Origin of the sequence: Staphylococcus sp. EG-SA-17 (genome assembly GCF_017151845.1) — a bacterium.
Lineage (GTDB): Bacteria > Bacillota > Bacilli > Staphylococcales > Staphylococcaceae > Staphylococcus > Staphylococcus aureus.
The window spans coordinates 16,335-33,559 of the sequence record NZ_JACVZO010000031.1; the positions used below are offsets into that span (position 1 = coordinate 16,335).

16 protein-coding genes and 2 pseudogenes are annotated in these 17,225 nt (G+C 33.6%); 4 read left to right on the plus strand and 14 right to left on the minus strand.

Annotation, left to right across the window (positions count from 1 at the left end; translation table 11 throughout):
- Positions 1-242: 242 nt before the first annotated feature.
- The 12 genes and pseudogenes from lip1 to IDG65_RS11970 form a co-directional block, all read right to left on the minus strand.
- Positions 243-2,285 (minus strand): YSIRK domain-containing triacylglycerol lipase Lip1, encoded by a 2,043-nt coding sequence (gene lip1, locus IDG65_RS11915; RefSeq protein ID WP_075583711.1) that lies wholly within the window; start codon positions 2,283-2,285, stop codon positions 243-245.
- Positions 2,286-3,005: 720 nt separating this feature from the next.
- Entirely contained in the window at positions 3,006-3,185 is a 180-nt protein-coding gene (locus IDG65_RS15050; protein WP_001805641.1) for a hypothetical protein, read from the minus strand.
- A 185-nt stretch (positions 3,186-3,370) separates the two neighbouring features.
- A pseudogene (hisF, locus tag IDG65_RS14860) lies at positions 3,371-4,758 on the minus strand (imidazole glycerol phosphate synthase subunit HisF).
- Complete coding sequence (gene hisA / locus IDG65_RS11930) at positions 4,755-5,459, minus strand: 1-(5-phosphoribosyl)-5-((5-phosphoribosylamino)methylideneamino)imidazole-4-carboxamide isomerase (protein ID WP_000571747.1); 705 nt, start codon at positions 5,457-5,459, stop codon at positions 4,755-4,757. Before hisA ends, hisF begins: the two are co-directional and overlap by 4 nt.
- On the minus strand, positions 5,452-6,030 hold the full coding sequence (gene hisH, locus IDG65_RS11935; RefSeq protein WP_000635622.1) for an imidazole glycerol phosphate synthase subunit HisH: 579 nt from the start codon (positions 6,028-6,030) through the stop codon (positions 5,452-5,454). Before hisH ends, hisA begins: the two co-directional genes overlap by 8 nt.
- Complete coding sequence (gene hisB / locus IDG65_RS11940) at positions 6,027-6,605, minus strand: imidazoleglycerol-phosphate dehydratase HisB (RefSeq protein WP_000640264.1); 579 nt, start codon at positions 6,603-6,605, stop codon at positions 6,027-6,029. The genes hisH and hisB overlap by 4 nt, the downstream gene beginning before the upstream one ends.
- Positions 6,574-7,587, minus strand: coding sequence for a pyridoxal phosphate-dependent aminotransferase (locus IDG65_RS11945; RefSeq protein WP_052997574.1), 1,014 nt, complete (start codon positions 7,585-7,587; stop codon positions 6,574-6,576). Before IDG65_RS11945 ends, hisB begins: the two co-directional genes overlap by 32 nt.
- A gap of 15 nt (positions 7,588-7,602) precedes the next feature.
- Positions 7,603-8,853, minus strand: a complete 1,251-nt coding sequence (hisD, locus tag IDG65_RS11950) for a histidinol dehydrogenase (protein ID WP_000930651.1) — start codon at positions 8,851-8,853, stop codon at positions 7,603-7,605.
- Positions 8,846-9,460: an ATP phosphoribosyltransferase gene (gene hisG / locus IDG65_RS11955; protein WP_000944140.1), complete on the minus strand. Its 615-nt coding sequence runs from the start codon at positions 9,458-9,460 to the stop codon at positions 8,846-8,848. The genes hisD and hisG overlap by 8 nt, the downstream gene beginning before the upstream one ends.
- Positions 9,461-9,477: 17 nt before the next feature.
- Entirely contained in the window at positions 9,478-10,296 is an 819-nt protein-coding gene (locus IDG65_RS11960; protein WP_001065591.1) for an ATP phosphoribosyltransferase regulatory subunit, read from the minus strand.
- 303 nt (positions 10,297-10,599) lie between these two features.
- A complete protein-coding gene (locus IDG65_RS11965; protein ID WP_000549236.1) occupies positions 10,600-11,724 on the minus strand; it encodes a polysaccharide deacetylase family protein in 1,125 nt (374 codons plus the stop codon).
- Positions 11,725-11,841: 117 nt separating this feature from the next.
- Positions 11,842-11,949, minus strand: a pseudogene (locus IDG65_RS11970) (GNAT family N-acetyltransferase); the annotation flags it as partial.
- Between the two features lie 187 nt (positions 11,950-12,136).
- On the opposite strand from IDG65_RS11970, the gene IDG65_RS11975 reads away from it, so the two are divergent.
- On the plus strand, positions 12,137-12,652 hold the full coding sequence (locus IDG65_RS11975) for a YceI family protein (RefSeq protein WP_000181133.1): 516 nt from the start codon (positions 12,137-12,139) through the stop codon (positions 12,650-12,652).
- Positions 12,653-13,129: 477 nt separating this feature from the next.
- On the opposite strand, the gene IDG65_RS11980 is transcribed toward IDG65_RS11975, so the two are convergent.
- Entirely contained in the window at positions 13,130-14,101 is a 972-nt protein-coding gene (locus tag IDG65_RS11980; RefSeq protein ID WP_200707823.1) for an SMP-30/gluconolactonase/LRE family protein, read from the minus strand.
- A gap of 243 nt (positions 14,102-14,344) precedes the next feature.
- On the opposite strand from IDG65_RS11980, the gene trhO reads away from it, so the two are divergent.
- The 3 genes from trhO (at position 14,345) to bstA (ending at position 16,658) form a co-directional block, all read left to right on the plus strand.
- Positions 14,345-15,301: an oxygen-dependent tRNA uridine(34) hydroxylase TrhO gene (trhO, locus tag IDG65_RS11985; protein ID WP_001109283.1), complete on the plus strand. Its 957-nt coding sequence runs from the start codon at positions 14,345-14,347 to the stop codon at positions 15,299-15,301.
- A gap of 151 nt (positions 15,302-15,452) precedes the next feature.
- A complete protein-coding gene (gene pcp / locus IDG65_RS11990; protein WP_000547821.1) occupies positions 15,453-16,091 on the plus strand; it encodes a pyroglutamyl-peptidase I in 639 nt (212 codons plus the stop codon).
- Positions 16,092-16,193: 102 nt separating this feature from the next.
- Complete coding sequence (gene bstA, locus IDG65_RS11995) at positions 16,194-16,658, plus strand: bacillithiol transferase BstA (protein WP_000208915.1); 465 nt, start codon at positions 16,194-16,196, stop codon at positions 16,656-16,658.
- A gap of 160 nt (positions 16,659-16,818) precedes the next feature.
- Here the strand turns inward: bstA and IDG65_RS14865 are convergent.
- On the minus strand, positions 16,819-17,225 hold a 407-nt coding region (locus tag IDG65_RS14865), incomplete at its 5' end, for an LPXTG cell wall anchor domain-containing protein (protein ID WP_042740728.1).

A 17,225-nucleotide genomic window follows, 5' to 3' on the forward strand; every position in this document is an offset into this window, starting at 1 on the left:
TTTTCGCAAAATTTATTTCGTCGTCCCACCCCAACTTGCATTGTTTGTAGAATTTCTTTTCGAAATTCTTTATGTTGGGGCCCCGCCAACTTGCATTGTCTGTAGAAATCGGGAATCCAATTTCTCTTTGTTGGGGCCCCGCCAAGGTTTTACTTGAATAATTCTTTTAGAATTCTAAATAATGATCCGATTAATTGAAAGAAGTCTGCAGTCATTGTTAATTCCTCCCTTTACTTTTTAACTTATGCTTGCTTAGTATCAGTCACCTTTTCAGTTTTCACTAAATCGTCTGCTAAATGATGCCAAAAATCTTGTAATTCTTCTCTTGTGCGCACTGTATCAGAACTATCTTGTCCGACAAAATCAACATGATCCCAATCATGTTTTGTAGGCGTTACTTGCCAAATGCCTTTTTGAATTTTATCCGTCGCATTTGTATAAGCTTGATTAAATGGATGCTGAGAAGAAATAACGGATACTAAACCATCGTTTTCTCGCCATTCTTTTTCAGTAGCTTTACCGATTAAGTTACCAGTAATCACAAATGGGAAAAACATATTTAAGTCTGCTTTTTGTCTATCGCTATTTAATGCTTTGTGCGTTGCTTCACCAGTGTATGTTTTATACACAATGTTAGGGTTCAACGACGTTTTACGATTTAAATCTGTTGCACCCTCACGCGTCAGATCGTAAAATCCATTATCTTTTGATTTCCATAAATTAGATTGTTTAACGCGTTTGACATAATCAATGTATGATTCATTTGGCTTCTGTTTTAGACCCCATTGAGCCAACCCGAAGTCTACTCTAGAGTTTTTATTACCAAACATTTTACCGATATCAAATACAATTTGTCTCACTAAAGCTTCATTACCAGCTAAATCTGAAGCATGCGTTCCATTATGTGGCGTTCCTAAAGTAGTAATTGATGAAATCATATTGTCATTATTACCTTTGAATAGTGGAGAAATTTCGCCACCATGTTTCTTTTGATACTCTATTTCTTCACGACTACCATTACGCAGTAATTCTTCTAGTTGACGTATCGTTTGACCACCCATACTATGTCCAACTAGGTGTACCTTCTGTCCTGGTTTCCAGTCTTTGTAAATTCCTTCGTATGTTTTTCCATAACGTTCATGTCCATATTTTGCTGCATGTGCTGCACCATAATCTACACGACCGCCTTTGATATAATAATAAAGTTCAACTGCGCGGTCATAGTTACTTCCAAAAGCACTTATACTTGCTTCATAAGCTTTGTAACCATTTTCTTCTAAATCTTGGCGAATGTTCATTTTATTACCGCCCCAATAATGAGCTAACACTGAAGGATTAATATCATCTGTAAATCCATTGAAACCATGCACTAACACGATAGGGTCTTGATTTTTATACTGCCCTTGTTTGGCAACTTTATTCGTTTGATCATCTTTCGCTTTTGCAGTAAGTTCCTTTGTCCCTTTGTTTGGTAACGTTGCTACTGCACTACTTTTTAATAAATTTAATCCATTTTTCTTGTCATTGTCCTTTGTTGGTTCTACTGGTGATTTTTGATTGTTTTTTAAATCTGAAACTGATAGTGTTTTTTCGTCTTTTTGAGGTTTCACTTCTTGTTCATTGTTAAAATTGTAGTTAGTAATTTTATCATTCGCTTGATTATTTTGTTGTGGTTGTACTTTCTCTATTTCTGTCTCATTAACAATTTCTCGTTGACTTGTTTGATCTAACTTATTTAATGATGGTGCTTCCTTTGTTCGACTTTGTGAAGGTAGATTGTTATTAGCGTTTGAATCTTGACTATTATCTGCCTCTTTTGACTGTTGCTGTGACGCCACTTTACTTTGTTTGCCATCATTAATAGCCTGTTCTAACCCTTGATTTACATCGCTAGGATTAGCATTGTTATTTTTTGTTGTATCTCGTTGAATATTTTTATTATTACGCGATGATTTTTTATCATCCTTTAGTTGATCTTTATTCAAATCATCTGTTTTACGATGATTTTCTTCTGATATTGTTTTATCATTATGCAAGTTCTTAGTTAAATTTTCAGTATGTTGCTGTTCGTCAACACCGTTTTCACGTTGATAATTAGCATTTTCCCTAGTTTGTTGATCCCCAATAGATTGTGCTGTAACTGTATCCTCCTGTGAATTTCCCATATTCACTTGCTTCTCAGCTGCTTGTGCTTGTCCACCACTTAAAAATAGTAATGTAGCTATTAAAATGGAAGATGCACCTACACTAAATTTACGAATACTATACTTATTTTGACTTTTCATCATTGTCAGCACCTCTATTTTTTTATTTTAGATAAACAAATTGATAATTATTCGAGGAATAAACTCAAATAATTTACTTAACCAAGCACTCATAATGACCATCCTTTCTATTGTTTAATTTGACGAGAAAGCGTTTACATTTGTATTTAAAAAATATATTCTCCAAAGAGAATTTAAAGTGTATACGCTAATCATTTCAAATTATTAATTAATATTATATTTGGCAAAATTTAATTAGTCAATAATTAGACACAATTTAATTATGCAAATTGTAACTTTTTTACATATATCTTTTGTGATTTTTAATATTTACATGCTTGGGGCTTGATTCCAATGATGTATTATTTTTTTAGATTAGCTATATGTGGAGATTTATGAGCTATCACAGTTATGATGTTTGCTGGTGTCGTATTTTAAACCTAAAAATATCATCCCATCCACAATAATTGTATCAGGATAAACCGTAATACTTGTTCCTAAACTAAATATATACAGTTAATTTTCTTCCCTCAAAGTAAGTATCCTACTATTTTTAATTTATTGTTTAATTACTCTTGAACTAACTTTAACTTAATCTCGATTTTATGATGATTTGCATAAAAATACATCCCATAAAGTTAGTTGTTTAGTCCAACTTTCGGGATGCACATCTTAGTTCTAATGGAGATTGTCTTTTAAATAGGCTATGACATTTCTATTTCAGGCTAGATATATTTTTATTCACAGTATAAATACAAAGAATATAAAGACAACTATGATATTAATAGGTAGTAACGACAAATATAACTTTTTAGCTTTTTCGCCATTTTTTCCCTTCATAACTTCATTATATCGATTCATATACTTTTCAACATCTTTAACAGTGACATCTATTCCTGAGTTGCTCAATTTACTTTTCAAATTATTTTTGGTTTCGTATTGTGATTATCCACTACTTATCTATAACGCGTTCGCAACTTTAGTACCGCATTCATAGTTAAAATATGTTGGTGTCGTATTTTAAACTTGAAAATGTCACGTTTTCCACAATATTTGTAAGTGTATAAGACATGATCCTTTTCTCTATATCTCAGCCCATACTTGTTTTACCACTGTTCGATATTTTGTCGTTCGCCTTTAAAGTTATTGCGCTTATGATGTCTACGCGCTAATTCTGCCTCAATTTCTGAAAAATCGACGCCTAGCGCATGCATCAAGACAAATAAATGATAAAGTTCATCTGCTACTTCACTTACAAATGCTTTTTTGTCACCTTTAATTGCTTCAATTACGACTTCAAAAGCTTCTTCACCATATTTTTTCGTAATCTTTTCTATACCTTCTGTTAATAAATATTTTGTATATGACTTTTCATTATTGGATTGGGCACTATCTTGAACTGTCTGCGCTAATGTTTGCACTGAAAATGGAACTTCTGTGTTGAAACAACTTTGACTGCCTGTATGACATGTTGGTCCATTTGGTATGACATCAATTAAAATAGTATCATTGTCGCAATCTACATGAATATCTTTAACAAGTTGCGTATGACCAGATGTTTCACCTTTTGTCCATAGACGTTGTTTCGACCGCGAATAGAAACATACTACACCATCTTCTATCGTTTTATCAAAAGCTTCTTGATTCATATAACCTAACATCAATACTTGTTTTGTTTGATTATCTTGTAAAATTGCTGGCACTAAACCTTTGCTAAAATCAATTTTGTAATTGGTCATCTTACTGCTATACCTCCTTGCCGTATCACTTCTTTAATAGATTGAACCGTCGTTTCTCGATCATGTAATATACTTGCAGCTAAACCTGCAGAAACATCCGTCTGATCAAATAATTCTACAAAGTGTTGTGCATTGCCACCACCACCAGAAGCAATGATTGGAATATTTACAAGGGATTTTATTTTTGCAAGATGCTCAATATCAAAGCCTTGTTTCATACCATCATGTCCCATACTTGTAACGAGGAGCTCACCTGCACCTAACTGTTCTACTTGCTGTACCCAGTCATATACTTTAATATTTGTCATCTTTTTACCACCATGCGTACAACAATAATGTGCTTTTCTTTCAGGATCATAATAGCTATCAATTGCTATGCAGATGCATTGTCTACCGAATTTATCACTCGCTTGTTTAATGAGCTGTGGATTTTTTAAAGCACTTGAATTTAATGATACTTTATCTGCACCATGATTTAACAATTGGGTAATATCATCGAGACTTTGAATCCCACCCCCTACAGTAAGAGGGATAAACAAGCGTGACGCTGTCTGTTCAATCACTTCTAGCATTAAGCTATGACCCTCTTCCGTCTTAGAGATGTCTAAAAATACTAATTCATCAGCACCCGCTTCATTGTAATACATTGCTAAATCAACAGGATTCCCAATATCCCTTAATCCTTTAAATTGAATCCCTTTAACGACACGACCATCTTTGACATCTAAACATGGAATGATACGTTTTTTAATCATTTTAGCCCCTCCCAAAAAGATGCTTGATGTGCAGCCTTTCCTATAATGGCAGCGTGAACATTTAGCGACGCTAATCGTTGAATATCTTGCTGATGTCTAATACCACCGGAAGCAATGACAGGAATCGTCGTTGCCTTTACTAATTGACCAGTTAATTCAAAGTTAGGTCCGGACATTTTGCCATCTTTAGCAATATCAGTATATATAATGCCGCCAAGAGGTATATCCGATAACCGTCTCACAAAACTAAATAAATTTAACTCTGTGTCCTCTTCCCATCCGTTCACTTTAATATCTTCTCCATAAGCATCAACAGATAAATAAATGCGACCTGGAAATGTATGTGCCATCTCTTTAAGCCAATCAGTATCTTGAATACCTTTCGTTCCAACTATGCAATAATTAATTCCTGCGGCAAAGTAGTCCATGATTTGTGACTTCGTGCGAATGCCACCACCTACTTCAATATCTTTCGTTGTTAATCTCCTCAATGACTTAATATAATCAAACTCTCGGGCATGCTGTGCCTTAGCACCTATCAAGTCGACAATATGAATACGATTCACACATTCAAATCGACTATAGTAAGCAATACTTTCTTCAGCCGAACGCGACATTTTTTCTTCACTATCATATTTACCCTCTGTTAACCTCACACTTGTTGACCCAATCAAATCAATCGCTGGCCATAATTCAATCATTTATAAATCCCCCTTGTATTGCCTGACGCAAAATTTGTAACCCATATGTACCGCTTTTTTCAGGATGGAATTGAATACCAATATAATTGTTAAATTGGACAATAGCTGGAATATCAGTACCATACTGCGCATATGCAATGACATTTTCTGACATCGGCGCTTGGTAAGAATGTACGAAGTAAACATCTTGATTTAACATAGGATGCTTACTCACTAAATTATTCCAACCTAAGTGCGGCACTGGGTATTCTGTTTGGATACGCGAAATATTTCCTGGGATAAACCCTAATCCAGATGCATCGCCTTCATCACTATACTCATACATTAACTGCATTCCTAGACAAATACCGATCATTTTCTTATCAGTATTCTTAGCCAATATTGCATCGAGATTTAATCGTTTTATCTCTGACATCGCATCTTTAAAATGGCCGACACCGGGCAATATGATTGTTTCTGCTTGATCAATTATATTTTGGTTATTTGAGACAACCACCTCATACCCCAAATGTTCAATAGCGCGTTTTACATTACTAATATTCCCTAATCCATAATCAACGATGACAATCATTCAATCACACCTTTCGATGACGGCACACGCTGATCATCAGTTGCAGTTAGCGCTATGCCTAATGAACGGGAAAACGCTTTGAATATAGCTTCAATTTCATGGTGTGTATTACCTCCACGAATTAAATCAATATGCGTTGTTAATCTTGCATTGATTACGACTGCTCTAAAAAATTCTTCTACTAACTCCGTATCAAACGTGCCAACTTTTTCTTTACTTAATGATGCATTGAAAGATAAGTATGGACGCCCACTTATATCCACAACGACACGTGCTAATGTTTCATCCATTGGAATGTACATCGCTCCATAACGAACGAAATGCTTTTTATCTTTAATCATTTCAAGTAACAATTGGCCAATAACAATGCCGATATCTTCAGTTACATGGTGATCATCTACATCGATATCACCTTGTGCCTCAATGTTTAATGACAGACCGCTATGAAATGTAAACAATGTTAACATATGATTTAAAAAGCCCACACCTGTATTAATATGCGATGGTGACTGGTCATCTGATATTGAAATATTTAGTTGTGTTTCAGCTGTGTTTCGTTGTTTTTGATAAATCATATTTTGCGCTCCATTCTTTAACAATTTCTTCTAATTGGTTTAACTGTGGTTCGGTTGCAATTGAGTATCTTACATAGCCCTTCATCACCGGCTCATCATAAAAACGAGGTTTAAATCCTTGTTCATATACGTATTGTCCTAATTGTTGCGCTGCTGAACCTTTAGTAAGTACAAAATTGGCATTTGATGGGAATACTGATATTTTATCTGCAACATGTGTATCAAATATTTGTTTTAACTGCTCAGCTAACTGTCGTTGCATTGTTAAAAATCGACTTGTCTCTTCTCTATGTCTAAAAATATAAGTCGCAATATTTAGCGTAAATACATTTAATGGATATGGATGTTCTATTTTTTGAATATGCTTTATCGTTCCAGCAGTACTAATTAAGACACCTAATCTTAAGCCGGCAATTCCAAACGCCTTTGATAATGTACGCATTCTTAAGATGTGTGGTGCCAGTTCCACGTCATATGCCGTACCATAATCTAAATATGCTTCATCAATGACAAAGTATCCGTTTAATGCTTTCATCTTATCTGCAATAGCTGTTAAAAATGCCGTATCAAATTGCTTGCCTGAAGGGTTATGTGGATTACTCATAATAAAAAATGATGGTTGTACTTCATCGATTTTCGTTAAAATGGTTTCCAAATCAAACGTTAAATCTGATCCTGCATCTACAAATGCAATTTCACGATTTACTTGTGCCGCATATGCTTGATACATAAAAAAATCAGGATTTAGCGTTAAAGCCGGACCTTCTGACATGATCAGCATTAACTTTTGAATCAATTCATCAGATCCATTTCCTGCAATAATTTGTTCAGGCGATAATCCGTAAAACTTAGCATAAGCTTCCTTGAATTGTTCATATGCTGCATCAGGATATAAATTATATGGCGTTGCACTAATAATAGACGTCATTGTTTTTTCATCCAACGGCGTAACTGGACTTTCATTTTTATCAATATAAATCATTTCAATTACACTCCCCTAAGACTGACGTATTAAAATAGACTGCTGGTGATTGTATAATGCTTCAACATGAGCAATATGTTGTGCTGAATCAGCAATTTGTTCAAACGTATCTTTTGATAAATGGATGACCGTGTTCCGTGTTAAGAAATCATTGACCGATAACCCATTGGTAAATCTAGCTGTTCTATTTGTAGGTAATACATGACTTGGACCTGCAACGTAATCTCCTATGACCTCTGGCGAATAATGTCCAATAAACAATGCACCCACATATTTCACTTTTTCAATATATGGTTGAGGATTTACTGTTTGAATCGACGCATGTTCAGGCGCGATTGTATTCATGACATGGCATGCTTCATCAAAATTACTAGCATGGATAAGGTAGTGTTGATTAGCGATACTTTTAGAAACAATGTCGTATCTGTCCACATTAGGCAATGCTTTAGCAATACGTGATTCTAAATCTTTAAGGACTTGCGCATCTTCACTAATGACATATGTACGTGCTAATTCATCATGTTCTGCTTGCGCAAATACATCATATACGATGGCATCTAAATCTGTGGTGTCGTCAATAATCAGTGCTATTTCTGTTGGTCCTGCAATTTGATCAATACCTACCTGTCCAAATAAATATTTTTTGGCATATGCAACAAATTGGTTACCTGGACCTACAATCTTATCAACTTTAGGTATCGTTTCTGTTCCATAAGTCAATGCAGCAATACTTTGAGCACCACCAACTTGAAACACTTGATTAACTTGCGTAATATAACATGCAGCTAATACCTCTTGGGATACTCCGTTAGGTTGAGGTGGTGTCACAACAACAATATTTTCTACACCTGCTACTTGTGCTAAAGTCGCTGTCATTAGAACCGTTGATGGATAACTTGCTTTGCCACCAGGCACATAAATACCCACACTTTCTAGTGGATGGTATATTTCATAACACTCCACTGATTCTTCTAACTGTTGATTCGTCTGTTTAATACTTTCTTGATATGCTTTAATTCTTTCATAACTTTGTTGTAATGCTTGTTTTGTTTTTTCATCTAATGTGTCAAATGCTGCTTTAATTTGTTCATGACTAATTTCTAAATGATCTGTTTTCGTATGATCGAATGTTAGATTATACATTTTCAAAGCCTTATCTCCATGAACTTTAACTTCCTGACAAATATCGCGAATAATTGGATACAATGACTCATCTAATGGTGCTTCTAATGAAAATTGATTTAAAAATTGTTGTGCATTAAGCATTGGCAATAGACACCTCCAAAGAGCGAATAAATTGCTCTATTAATTGTGATTTTTTAAAATAAGCTGCTTTATTAGTTATTAATCTTGCATTGATATCACTAATATGTTGCTTTTCAACCAGTCCGTTCGCTTTTAGCGTAGTACCTGTTTGAACGATGTCGACAATTCCGTCTACCATATCTACGACACAAGCTAATTCAACAGAACCATTCAATTTAATCAATTCGACATCAATACCTTTTGATTTAAAATATGTTTCAGCAGTATGTACATAACTCGTTGCGATTTTACGATAATTGGTCGTTTCAGGTTTCGCTGCAACCGCAAAATGACATGCTCCAAAAGGCATATTCAACAAATTATTAACATTATATTGGCGCTCATCTAATATGTCGCTACCAACAATGCCTATGTCGGCCATTCCTTGTTCCACATAGATTGGAACGTCACTTCCTTTTACTAAAATGCATTCAATATTATCTACACTTAATAATAATTGGCGTTCTCTATTTTTTAATGTTTCTGATAATGTCGTATATTCAATTGCATCTAAATAGTTAATTAAACTATCCATTAGACGCCCTTTTGCTATGGCGATTCTTAACATTGTGCATACTCCCTTACTTAAAGTGTTAATCCTAATCCAAACCCTTCGATGCTTCCTTTGTAATAACCACCTGTTAAAACTCGAGATTCATTTTCAGCAAAATGACATTGAATAAATAAACCTGTGTAATAGGATCTAGGTGGCTGCGCAGTAATATCTAAATGGATGTCTTTGTAACCTTGTGTATGTAACCAACGTTCCCATATTTTTAATTCAACGAGTGCTGGATGGTCATTTGGAATATAGTGTTCCAATACATTTAATTGTTGTTGCGTATTCTCTTTCAAGATTTGCACGATTGGATGTTCAGTCGACAAATATGTAACCAATCCCGATAAATTACGTTCCTCAATCATTGATAGTATGTCTGGTGTTTGTAACGATTTATCGAGCAAGGCATCAAGCAATTGATAATGTCCCAATACAACAAAATGCACGTTGTCTCTCAACTGCTGTTGAATAAACTGAATAAATAGCTTTAAGCTCTGTTGTACATTCGCTAATGATGGTGCATAGTTTTCCAAACCCACTTGTACAGCCGCTTCATTATTCCGAATGATTAAACCTGTGTATGCCACTTTTGTTGCTGCAGTTGGATACATTGAGTAATAACGCAATAATTGATCTGTAAAATCATTTCGAAGTGCATAAATTTGATGCTCATGTTGCCAAAAATTTCGCTCACCCATCTGCTGCAAATCCTCATGGTTCAATTGTTTCCAGTCCAACTTTTCAACCACACTAAAATCAACTAACTCATAATCCGCTTTATTAAAATATTTTAAAAATGCTGTTTCCGATTCTTTTAACGCAATTAATTGTTCTGAATTATTCACTCGACCACCCTTTACTTTCAATACTGTATTTAATATCACTTGGTATTTTCGTTGTTCGCTTTACTTCTCTACCACACTAAAGTGTAATATGATTAATAACTTATCATTTTTAGCAATACATTACAACCTTTTTCAGAAAATTCGGTGTATTGTTTTTAAATTTTTACAAAAGAAAAAGGCAAGACATTTGTGCCTATAAAAATGCTTAACCAAGATTTTTATATTGAAGTTGTACTTCTTGCACATATTGTCCTTGCCTTATTATGTAAAGTTATTTTCTTTCTATCTTTTTATTAAATTTAACTATTCTTCATAATCCCGATTACCTTTAAAGAATTGTCTATCTTGTTTACTATATACATTTTCAGGATTAAAAAACGGTTTGAGTTTATATTTAAATTCAAATAAGTTTAGACCATCAATCGCAACCCTATCTTGGTAAACGTTCGTTGCTGATATATCTGTAAAATTGTTTGGACCGACACCTGCAATAAACTTAAACTCTGCTTCATCTACCAAATAATCATACGCTTGTGTATATCTATCCTGTGCGCCATGTGGAAATACAAACATATCTGTTTTACCTACAATTGGTTCAACTTCATCTTTCCATCTTTTAGTATCACGTTTAATACCTTCTAAAGATGTTTTTTCAAAATTAATGTGACCATATGAATGACTCGCAAATGACCATCCATCCCGTTTCATTGCGCGAACAACTTCCTCAACTGCCTTTTTATTCTTTGTATAATCTTTACTCGTTAATTCATTCGTGCGATAACCTAATACGCCCTCATAACCGGTTAAAGCAACAACACCTTTTTCACCATTTAAAGAAAAATCTGGATGCTCTTTTACAAATTTATTTAAAATTGGCACGATATCATTGTCATCAGAATAAGTAGCATGGCCTTTTGAGTCTGTCGTTTCAGAAACAACATGTTTATTTTTATCGAGTACTAAACGGTCAGCATAACCATGGTGTCTCATGTAACTATAGTAATTCATATCATCAATTGAGATGATTAGTGGCTTTTTACCTTTCGGCAATTTTATTTTTTTGGCTTTTACATGATGAGATGATAAGTCGTATACATCATGTGGATTAACGATGATGTAATTATTTTTATATAATTCGTTCAATGATTTTTTAAATTCACTTACAGTAATCATCCAATCATTGTTGCCCTTAGCTTGGTGTGTATCTCCTGTAAACGCAACTTTTGGGTCTGTAATTAATGGGTGATAAAACACATGATAAACTTGGCCGTGATATGTTTCCCAATGTTCATCCATTTTCGATTTATGCTTTGCATACTCATTTGGATTAACATATTTATTTTGAGCTTTCTCATTTTGCTTGGAACAGCTATATAACAATGCAACTGATAATAACAGAAAAAATAGCAATAAATATTTTTTATGCATTAAACATTCTCCCTATGTTTTATTATGCACAATTATAACATTTTTATTATGTGGCTCATAACTTTTTAAGAAACTGTTGGTATTTTAATTTTATTTTTTAGATAATGTCATAGTATTTTATTTATAAAACACAATATCTCCTTGATTGATAATGTCGTCCATAGCTTTGTCTCGCTTGAATTTAAGCCTTTCTGCTAAATTTATTGAACGTTGGTTACACTTATTTATGTTTGAATTAATTGACTAGGGTATAACAATAGTGTGGTGTTTTATAGGTCATTCTTTAAATACATCACAGAAAAATATTCGAATTCGAAATAAAATGCTTGCATCTTTGTTTTTTAGGTGGTATTGTATGTATATCAAGTATAAAAAATATATCTAAGAGATAAAAATATGGAGGTTTTATATTATGACTAACTTTACTTTTGATGGTGCACACAGTAGTTTAGAATTCCAAATTAAACATTTAATGGTTTCTAAAGTGAAAGGTTCATTTGATCAATTTGATGTAGCTGTTGAAGGAGATATTAATGACTTCAGTACTTTGAAAGCTACTACAACAATTATTCCAAGCTCAATTAACACTAAAAACGAAGCACGTGATAACCACTTAAAATCTGGTGATTTCTTTGGTACTGATGAATTTGATAAAATCACTTTTGTGACAAAATCAATTACAGAAAACAAAGTTGTTGGTGATTTAACAATTAAAGGTATCACTAACGAAGAAACATTCGACGTTGAATTCAACGGAGTAAGTAAGAATCCTATGGATGGTTCTCAAGTAACAGGTATTATTGTTACTGGTACAATCAATAGAGAAAAATATGGCATTAACTTCAACCAAGCACTTGAAACTGGTGGAGTAATGCTAGGTAAAGATGTGAAATTCGAAGCATCAGCTGAATTTTCAATCTCAGAATAATCTCATTACACAATCCTCATTGTTTTAATATATATACGAAATGCCAACTATATCATCCCTAGGTATAGTTGGCATTTTTTAACTTCTAAATTAAAAATCATATTTAACTTAATTGATAATAACACCATAAAGTAACAATGTTATTGATGAAATTAAAAGTAATACACTAGATAAAATATCTAGCCTTTTATCTTTTTTATCCCTTATTCTATTTGTCAAAAGTGCTCCAACTGCGACTAAAACTAGTATTGTACAAAAAATATAAATAGCCAAAATAAACAACTCCTTATTAAATTGGCATTGGCTTCATTAGAAATAATCAAGAAAATTCTTCTTTATACTTTCTTATATTAAATATTGCCTATTTACGTTATACAAAACTTCATTTTACAAATTGAAGCAAATTATATTTAACTTCTAAATTAAAAATTGCTAAGATTTAAACTTATATTAAGACGCCTTTCATTCAGGTAGGTCTTATTGAAACTGAAAACTTTGATGACCTTTTGCAAAGCCATTAACTGTATAAAGCATAGATCCTCCGCCCATTTCTATATCATTGGAACAAATGATGAGTTGATTTGTTCCAGGTATAAATTGCGGATGAGTAGAACGTAACATATGCCCTTCATCTCGGCCTGGTATCAATATTTGTCCTATTGGATAACCCCTTTTATTAAAAACTAACACTCGACCTTGACCATACATTGCTACGTATAAATTATCGTCACTATCAATACAACATGAGTCTGGTCCTTCATGACCTGTAAAATAGTACGGTATAGTAGCTCCAAATGGTTGTATCGTCACACCATCATCTTCAAGTGCAATGCGATGTAATCGATTGGCTGTAGTTTCTGTTACCCATAGTACTTTTTCATCTGTACTTAGAGCAATACCATTTGCTACGCTAATATTTTGAATGATAGGCGTCACTGTTCTAAAGTCCGGCGCAACATAATAAACGCCTCCTAGTGGATTGGTAGAGTATCCTCTAAAATCTGTAAAATAAAATCCACCTTTAGAATCAAATACCATGTCATCAATACAATATGTTGTTGAAAGATCTTCAATAATATCTTGTATGTTGTCACCATTTTCTGTAGCTGTAAAAATCCCTCCTGTAGATTTAAAATCTCCTAAATAACAAACGAATAATCGGCCGTCTTTATGTATTTTGATTGCTGCAGGATTCGCTTTGTGACTTATAAAAGGTCGTTTGATTTCCTTCCTTTCAGGATTGACTTTGAAAATATTACCTTCGAATACATCCAATAAAAATAGTTGTCCTTGCCGATCAAAGTTCAATCCTTCTAATTGCAATCCTTTTTTGGAAATTTCAAGCCATGGTTCAGCTGTAATTTTTTGTAATTCACTTTCAGATATAATTGGAACAGCACTATTAGACTTCCCGCTATAAAATAATGTAGGTAAATCTTGTTGTGACATCATGATCATTCCTTTCATTTCATTCGTTTTAACTATCATTTTTATTTTAAACAAGGAAACATTTAAATCAAATGATAACGGTTTCATTTATCTATTTTATCGGTCTAGTGGCTGATTTCAAGCTAGAAATATTGAATGACAATACAACTCTGTTAAAATGAAGGACGTAGACAAATATGCGTATTGACGCTTTATTTTAAAAATTAACATGCTTATAACATGTTTTTAGAAGGAGATTAACCTATGAACTATCAAGTTCTTTTATATTATAAATATACGACGATTGATGACCCTGAACAGTTTGCTCAGGATCACTTAGCCTTTTGTAAAGCACACCATTTAAAAGGTAGAATTCTTGTTTCTACAGAAGGTATTAACGGCACATTATCTGGTACAAAAGAAGAAACCGAACAATATATGGCACATATGCATGCCGATGAACGATTCAAAGATATGGTGTTTAAAATTGATGAAGCTGAAGGACATGCTTTTAAGAAAATGCATGTACGTCCTCGAAAAGAAATCGTTGCTTTAGATTTAGAAGATGACGTCGATCCAAGACACACAACTGGCCAATATTTATCACCTGTAGAATTTAGAAAAGCTCTTGAAGATGATGACACAGTCATTATTGATGCACGTAATGATTATGAATTTGATTTGGGTCATTTCCGAGGTGCAATTCGTCCAAATATCACGCGCTTTAGAGATTTGCCTGACTGGATTAAAGAGAATAAAGCGTTATTTGCAGATAAAAAAGTGGTTACGTACTGTACTGGTGGCATTCGATGTGAAAAATTTTCTGGATGGCTTTTAAAAGAAGGTTTCGAAGATGTAGCTCAACTTCATGGCGGTATTGCTACATATGGTAAAGATCCTGAAACAAAAGGTGAATATTGGGACGGTAAAATGTACGTATTTGATGACCGTATCAGTGTTGATATCAACCAAGTTGAAAAAACAATTATTGGTAAGGATTGGTTTGATGGCAAACCATGTGAACGTTATATTAATTGCGCTAACCCAGAATGTAATAAACAAATATTAGTTTCCGAAGAAAACGAAGCTAAATATTTAGGTGCATGCTCTTATGATTGTGCTAAACATGAGCGTAATCGTTATGTTCAAGCGAATAATATTAGTGATAATGAGTGGCAACAACGTTTAACAAACTTTGATGATTTACATCAACATGCTTAGTTTTAATAAAATACCTTTCAAAACACGCTTTGAAAATCCGATTTATAAAGGTTTTTCAAGGCTGTTTTTTATGCGCATGCATAACCTGATATGTTTTTAATTATGCGCATGTTATACTAAATTAAATTTTAATACTGCGGGGTGTCTTAAAATGCACATTTTAGTAACAGGGTTTGCGCCTTTTGACAATCAAGATATTAATCCTTCTTGGGAAGCTGTGACTCAACTAGAGAATATTATTGGCACACATACCATCGATAAATTAAAACTACCAACCTCTTTTAAGAAAGTAGATACTATTATAAATAAAACGTTGGCATCTAATCACTATGATGTTGTACTAGCTATAGGACAAGCTGGTGGTAGAAATGCCATTACCCCAGAACGTGTCGCCATTAATATTGATGATGCACGTATTTCAGATAATGATGATTTTCAACCTATTGATCAAGCCATTCATTTAGACGGTGCGCCAGCTTATTTTTCAAATTTACCAGTTAAAGCAATGACTCAAAGTATTATTAATCAAGGACTTCCTGGAGCACTTTCAAATAGCGCAGGTACGTTCGTATGTAATCACGTACTTTATCACTTAGGTTATTTACAAGATAAGCATTACCCTCACCTACGATTCGGATTTATTCATGTGCCATACGTACCAGAGCAGGTCATTGGTAAACCCGATACACCATCTATGCCATTAGAAAAGATAGTTGCAGGTTTGACTGCAGCCATTGAAGCTATTTCTAATGATGAGGATTTACACCTAGCCCTGGGCACAACGGAATAGTTATAAGTACACCAATAAAATACATTCCTTAAATGACTAACAACTTTGTTAATAGGGTAATACTTACGGAAGTATGTTTTATTTATGGGGGAGGAATTAATAATGACTACAAAAACAGTATTTGATGTCATTGATATGGGGTTAGGATATTTAGTAAATGTGTATGATGCTTGGAAAGTTGAAAAGGTACTTGATGATTATCATAAGCCTTTTTCTAATACCATTCATTGGCAATTTGGTCATGTATTAACAATTTTTGAATCGGCCTTAGCTGTTGCTGGTAAAGAGAATATTGATTTAAATATCTATAGACCTTTATTCGGAAATGGTTCGTCTCCAGATGAATGGAAGGATGAAGTACCGAGTATTGAAAGGATTTTAGAAGGTCTCCAAACTTTACCTGAACGTGCACGAAATCTAACTGAAGATGATTTAGCAATTGAATTGAAACAGCCAATTGTCGGTTGTAATAACTTAGAAGAGTTATTAGTATTAAATGCCATTCACATCCCACTTCATGCTGGTAAAATTGAAGAGATGTCTCGTATATTAAAAAATTTAAAATAAATATGTGCTTATTAACCGTTAACAACACGTTAACAGATTTTTTTATTTTTTAAAAGGCCACTTTTAGTCTGCTTACATACAGATTAAAAGTGACCTATTAATATCATGTATTATACATAGAACTAGGAATAGCCATATCTATAAAAATAATTATAATGGTTTATGAGTTAAATCTTTTTCTTAAAATTAAATACAATCCCAATATACCTATAAATACCCATGTAATCCATGAAGTTATAATCTTCATACCAGTTTTTGGTAATTCTTTTAGAGGATTTTCAGGTTTGGTTTTATTATCTTTAGATTGATCAGCCTTATCCACTTTTGATGGCTTATCTGGGGGAGTTGGTTTAACTTTATTAGAATGATCAGGTTTAGTTGGTGGTGTTTTGTCTTTTGGTTTTTCAGGATAGATTGGTTTATTCGGTTTTTCTGGCGTATATTTATTCGTTACAATCAAGTTACCTATATCATTGTTATCCACATGTGTTGTATAACCTTTGACCTTTGTTAATTCCTCGACTGTGTATTTTACTTGTTGACCTTTTGCTTTTTCATCTAATCCTG

What these genes read in the sequence shown, in the direction of transcription:
- hisG (WP_000944140.1), bottom strand. Translation starts at nt 9,460, where the DNA reads ATGTTAAGAATCGCCATAGCAAAAGGGCGTCTAATGGATAGTTTAATT.
- IDG65_RS11975 (WP_000181133.1), top strand. Translation starts at nt 12,137, where the DNA reads ATGACTAACTTTACTTTTGATGGTGCACACAGTAGTTTAGAATTCCAA.
- bstA (WP_000208915.1), top strand. Translation starts at nt 16,194, where the DNA reads ATGACTACAAAAACAGTATTTGATGTCATTGATATGGGGTTAGGATAT.
- trhO (WP_001109283.1), top strand. Translation starts at nt 14,345, where the DNA reads ATGAACTATCAAGTTCTTTTATATTATAAATATACGACGATTGATGAC.
- hisA (WP_000571747.1), bottom strand. Translation starts at nt 5,459, where the DNA reads ATGATTGAATTATGGCCAGCGATTGATTTGATTGGGTCAACAAGTGTG.
- IDG65_RS11965 (WP_000549236.1), bottom strand. Translation starts at nt 11,724, where the DNA reads ATGCATAAAAAATATTTATTGCTATTTTTTCTGTTATTATCAGTTGCA.
- pcp (WP_000547821.1), top strand. Translation starts at nt 15,453, where the DNA reads ATGCACATTTTAGTAACAGGGTTTGCGCCTTTTGACAATCAAGATATT.
- hisB (WP_000640264.1), bottom strand. Translation starts at nt 6,605, where the DNA reads ATGATTTATCAAAAACAACGAAACACAGCTGAAACACAACTAAATATT.
- hisH (WP_000635622.1), bottom strand. Translation starts at nt 6,030, where the DNA reads ATGATTGTCATCGTTGATTATGGATTAGGGAATATTAGTAATGTAAAA.
- lip1 (WP_075583711.1), bottom strand. Translation starts at nt 2,285, where the DNA reads ATGAAAAGTCAAAATAAGTATAGTATTCGTAAATTTAGTGTAGGTGCA.
- hisD (WP_000930651.1), bottom strand. Translation starts at nt 8,853, where the DNA reads ATGCTTAATGCACAACAATTTTTAAATCAATTTTCATTAGAAGCACCA.
- IDG65_RS11945 (WP_052997574.1), bottom strand. Translation starts at nt 7,587, where the DNA reads ATGATTTATATTGATAAAAATGAAAGTCCAGTTACGCCGTTGGATGAA.
- IDG65_RS11980 (WP_200707823.1), bottom strand. Translation starts at nt 14,101, where the DNA reads ATGTCACAACAAGATTTACCTACATTATTTTATAGCGGGAAGTCTAAT.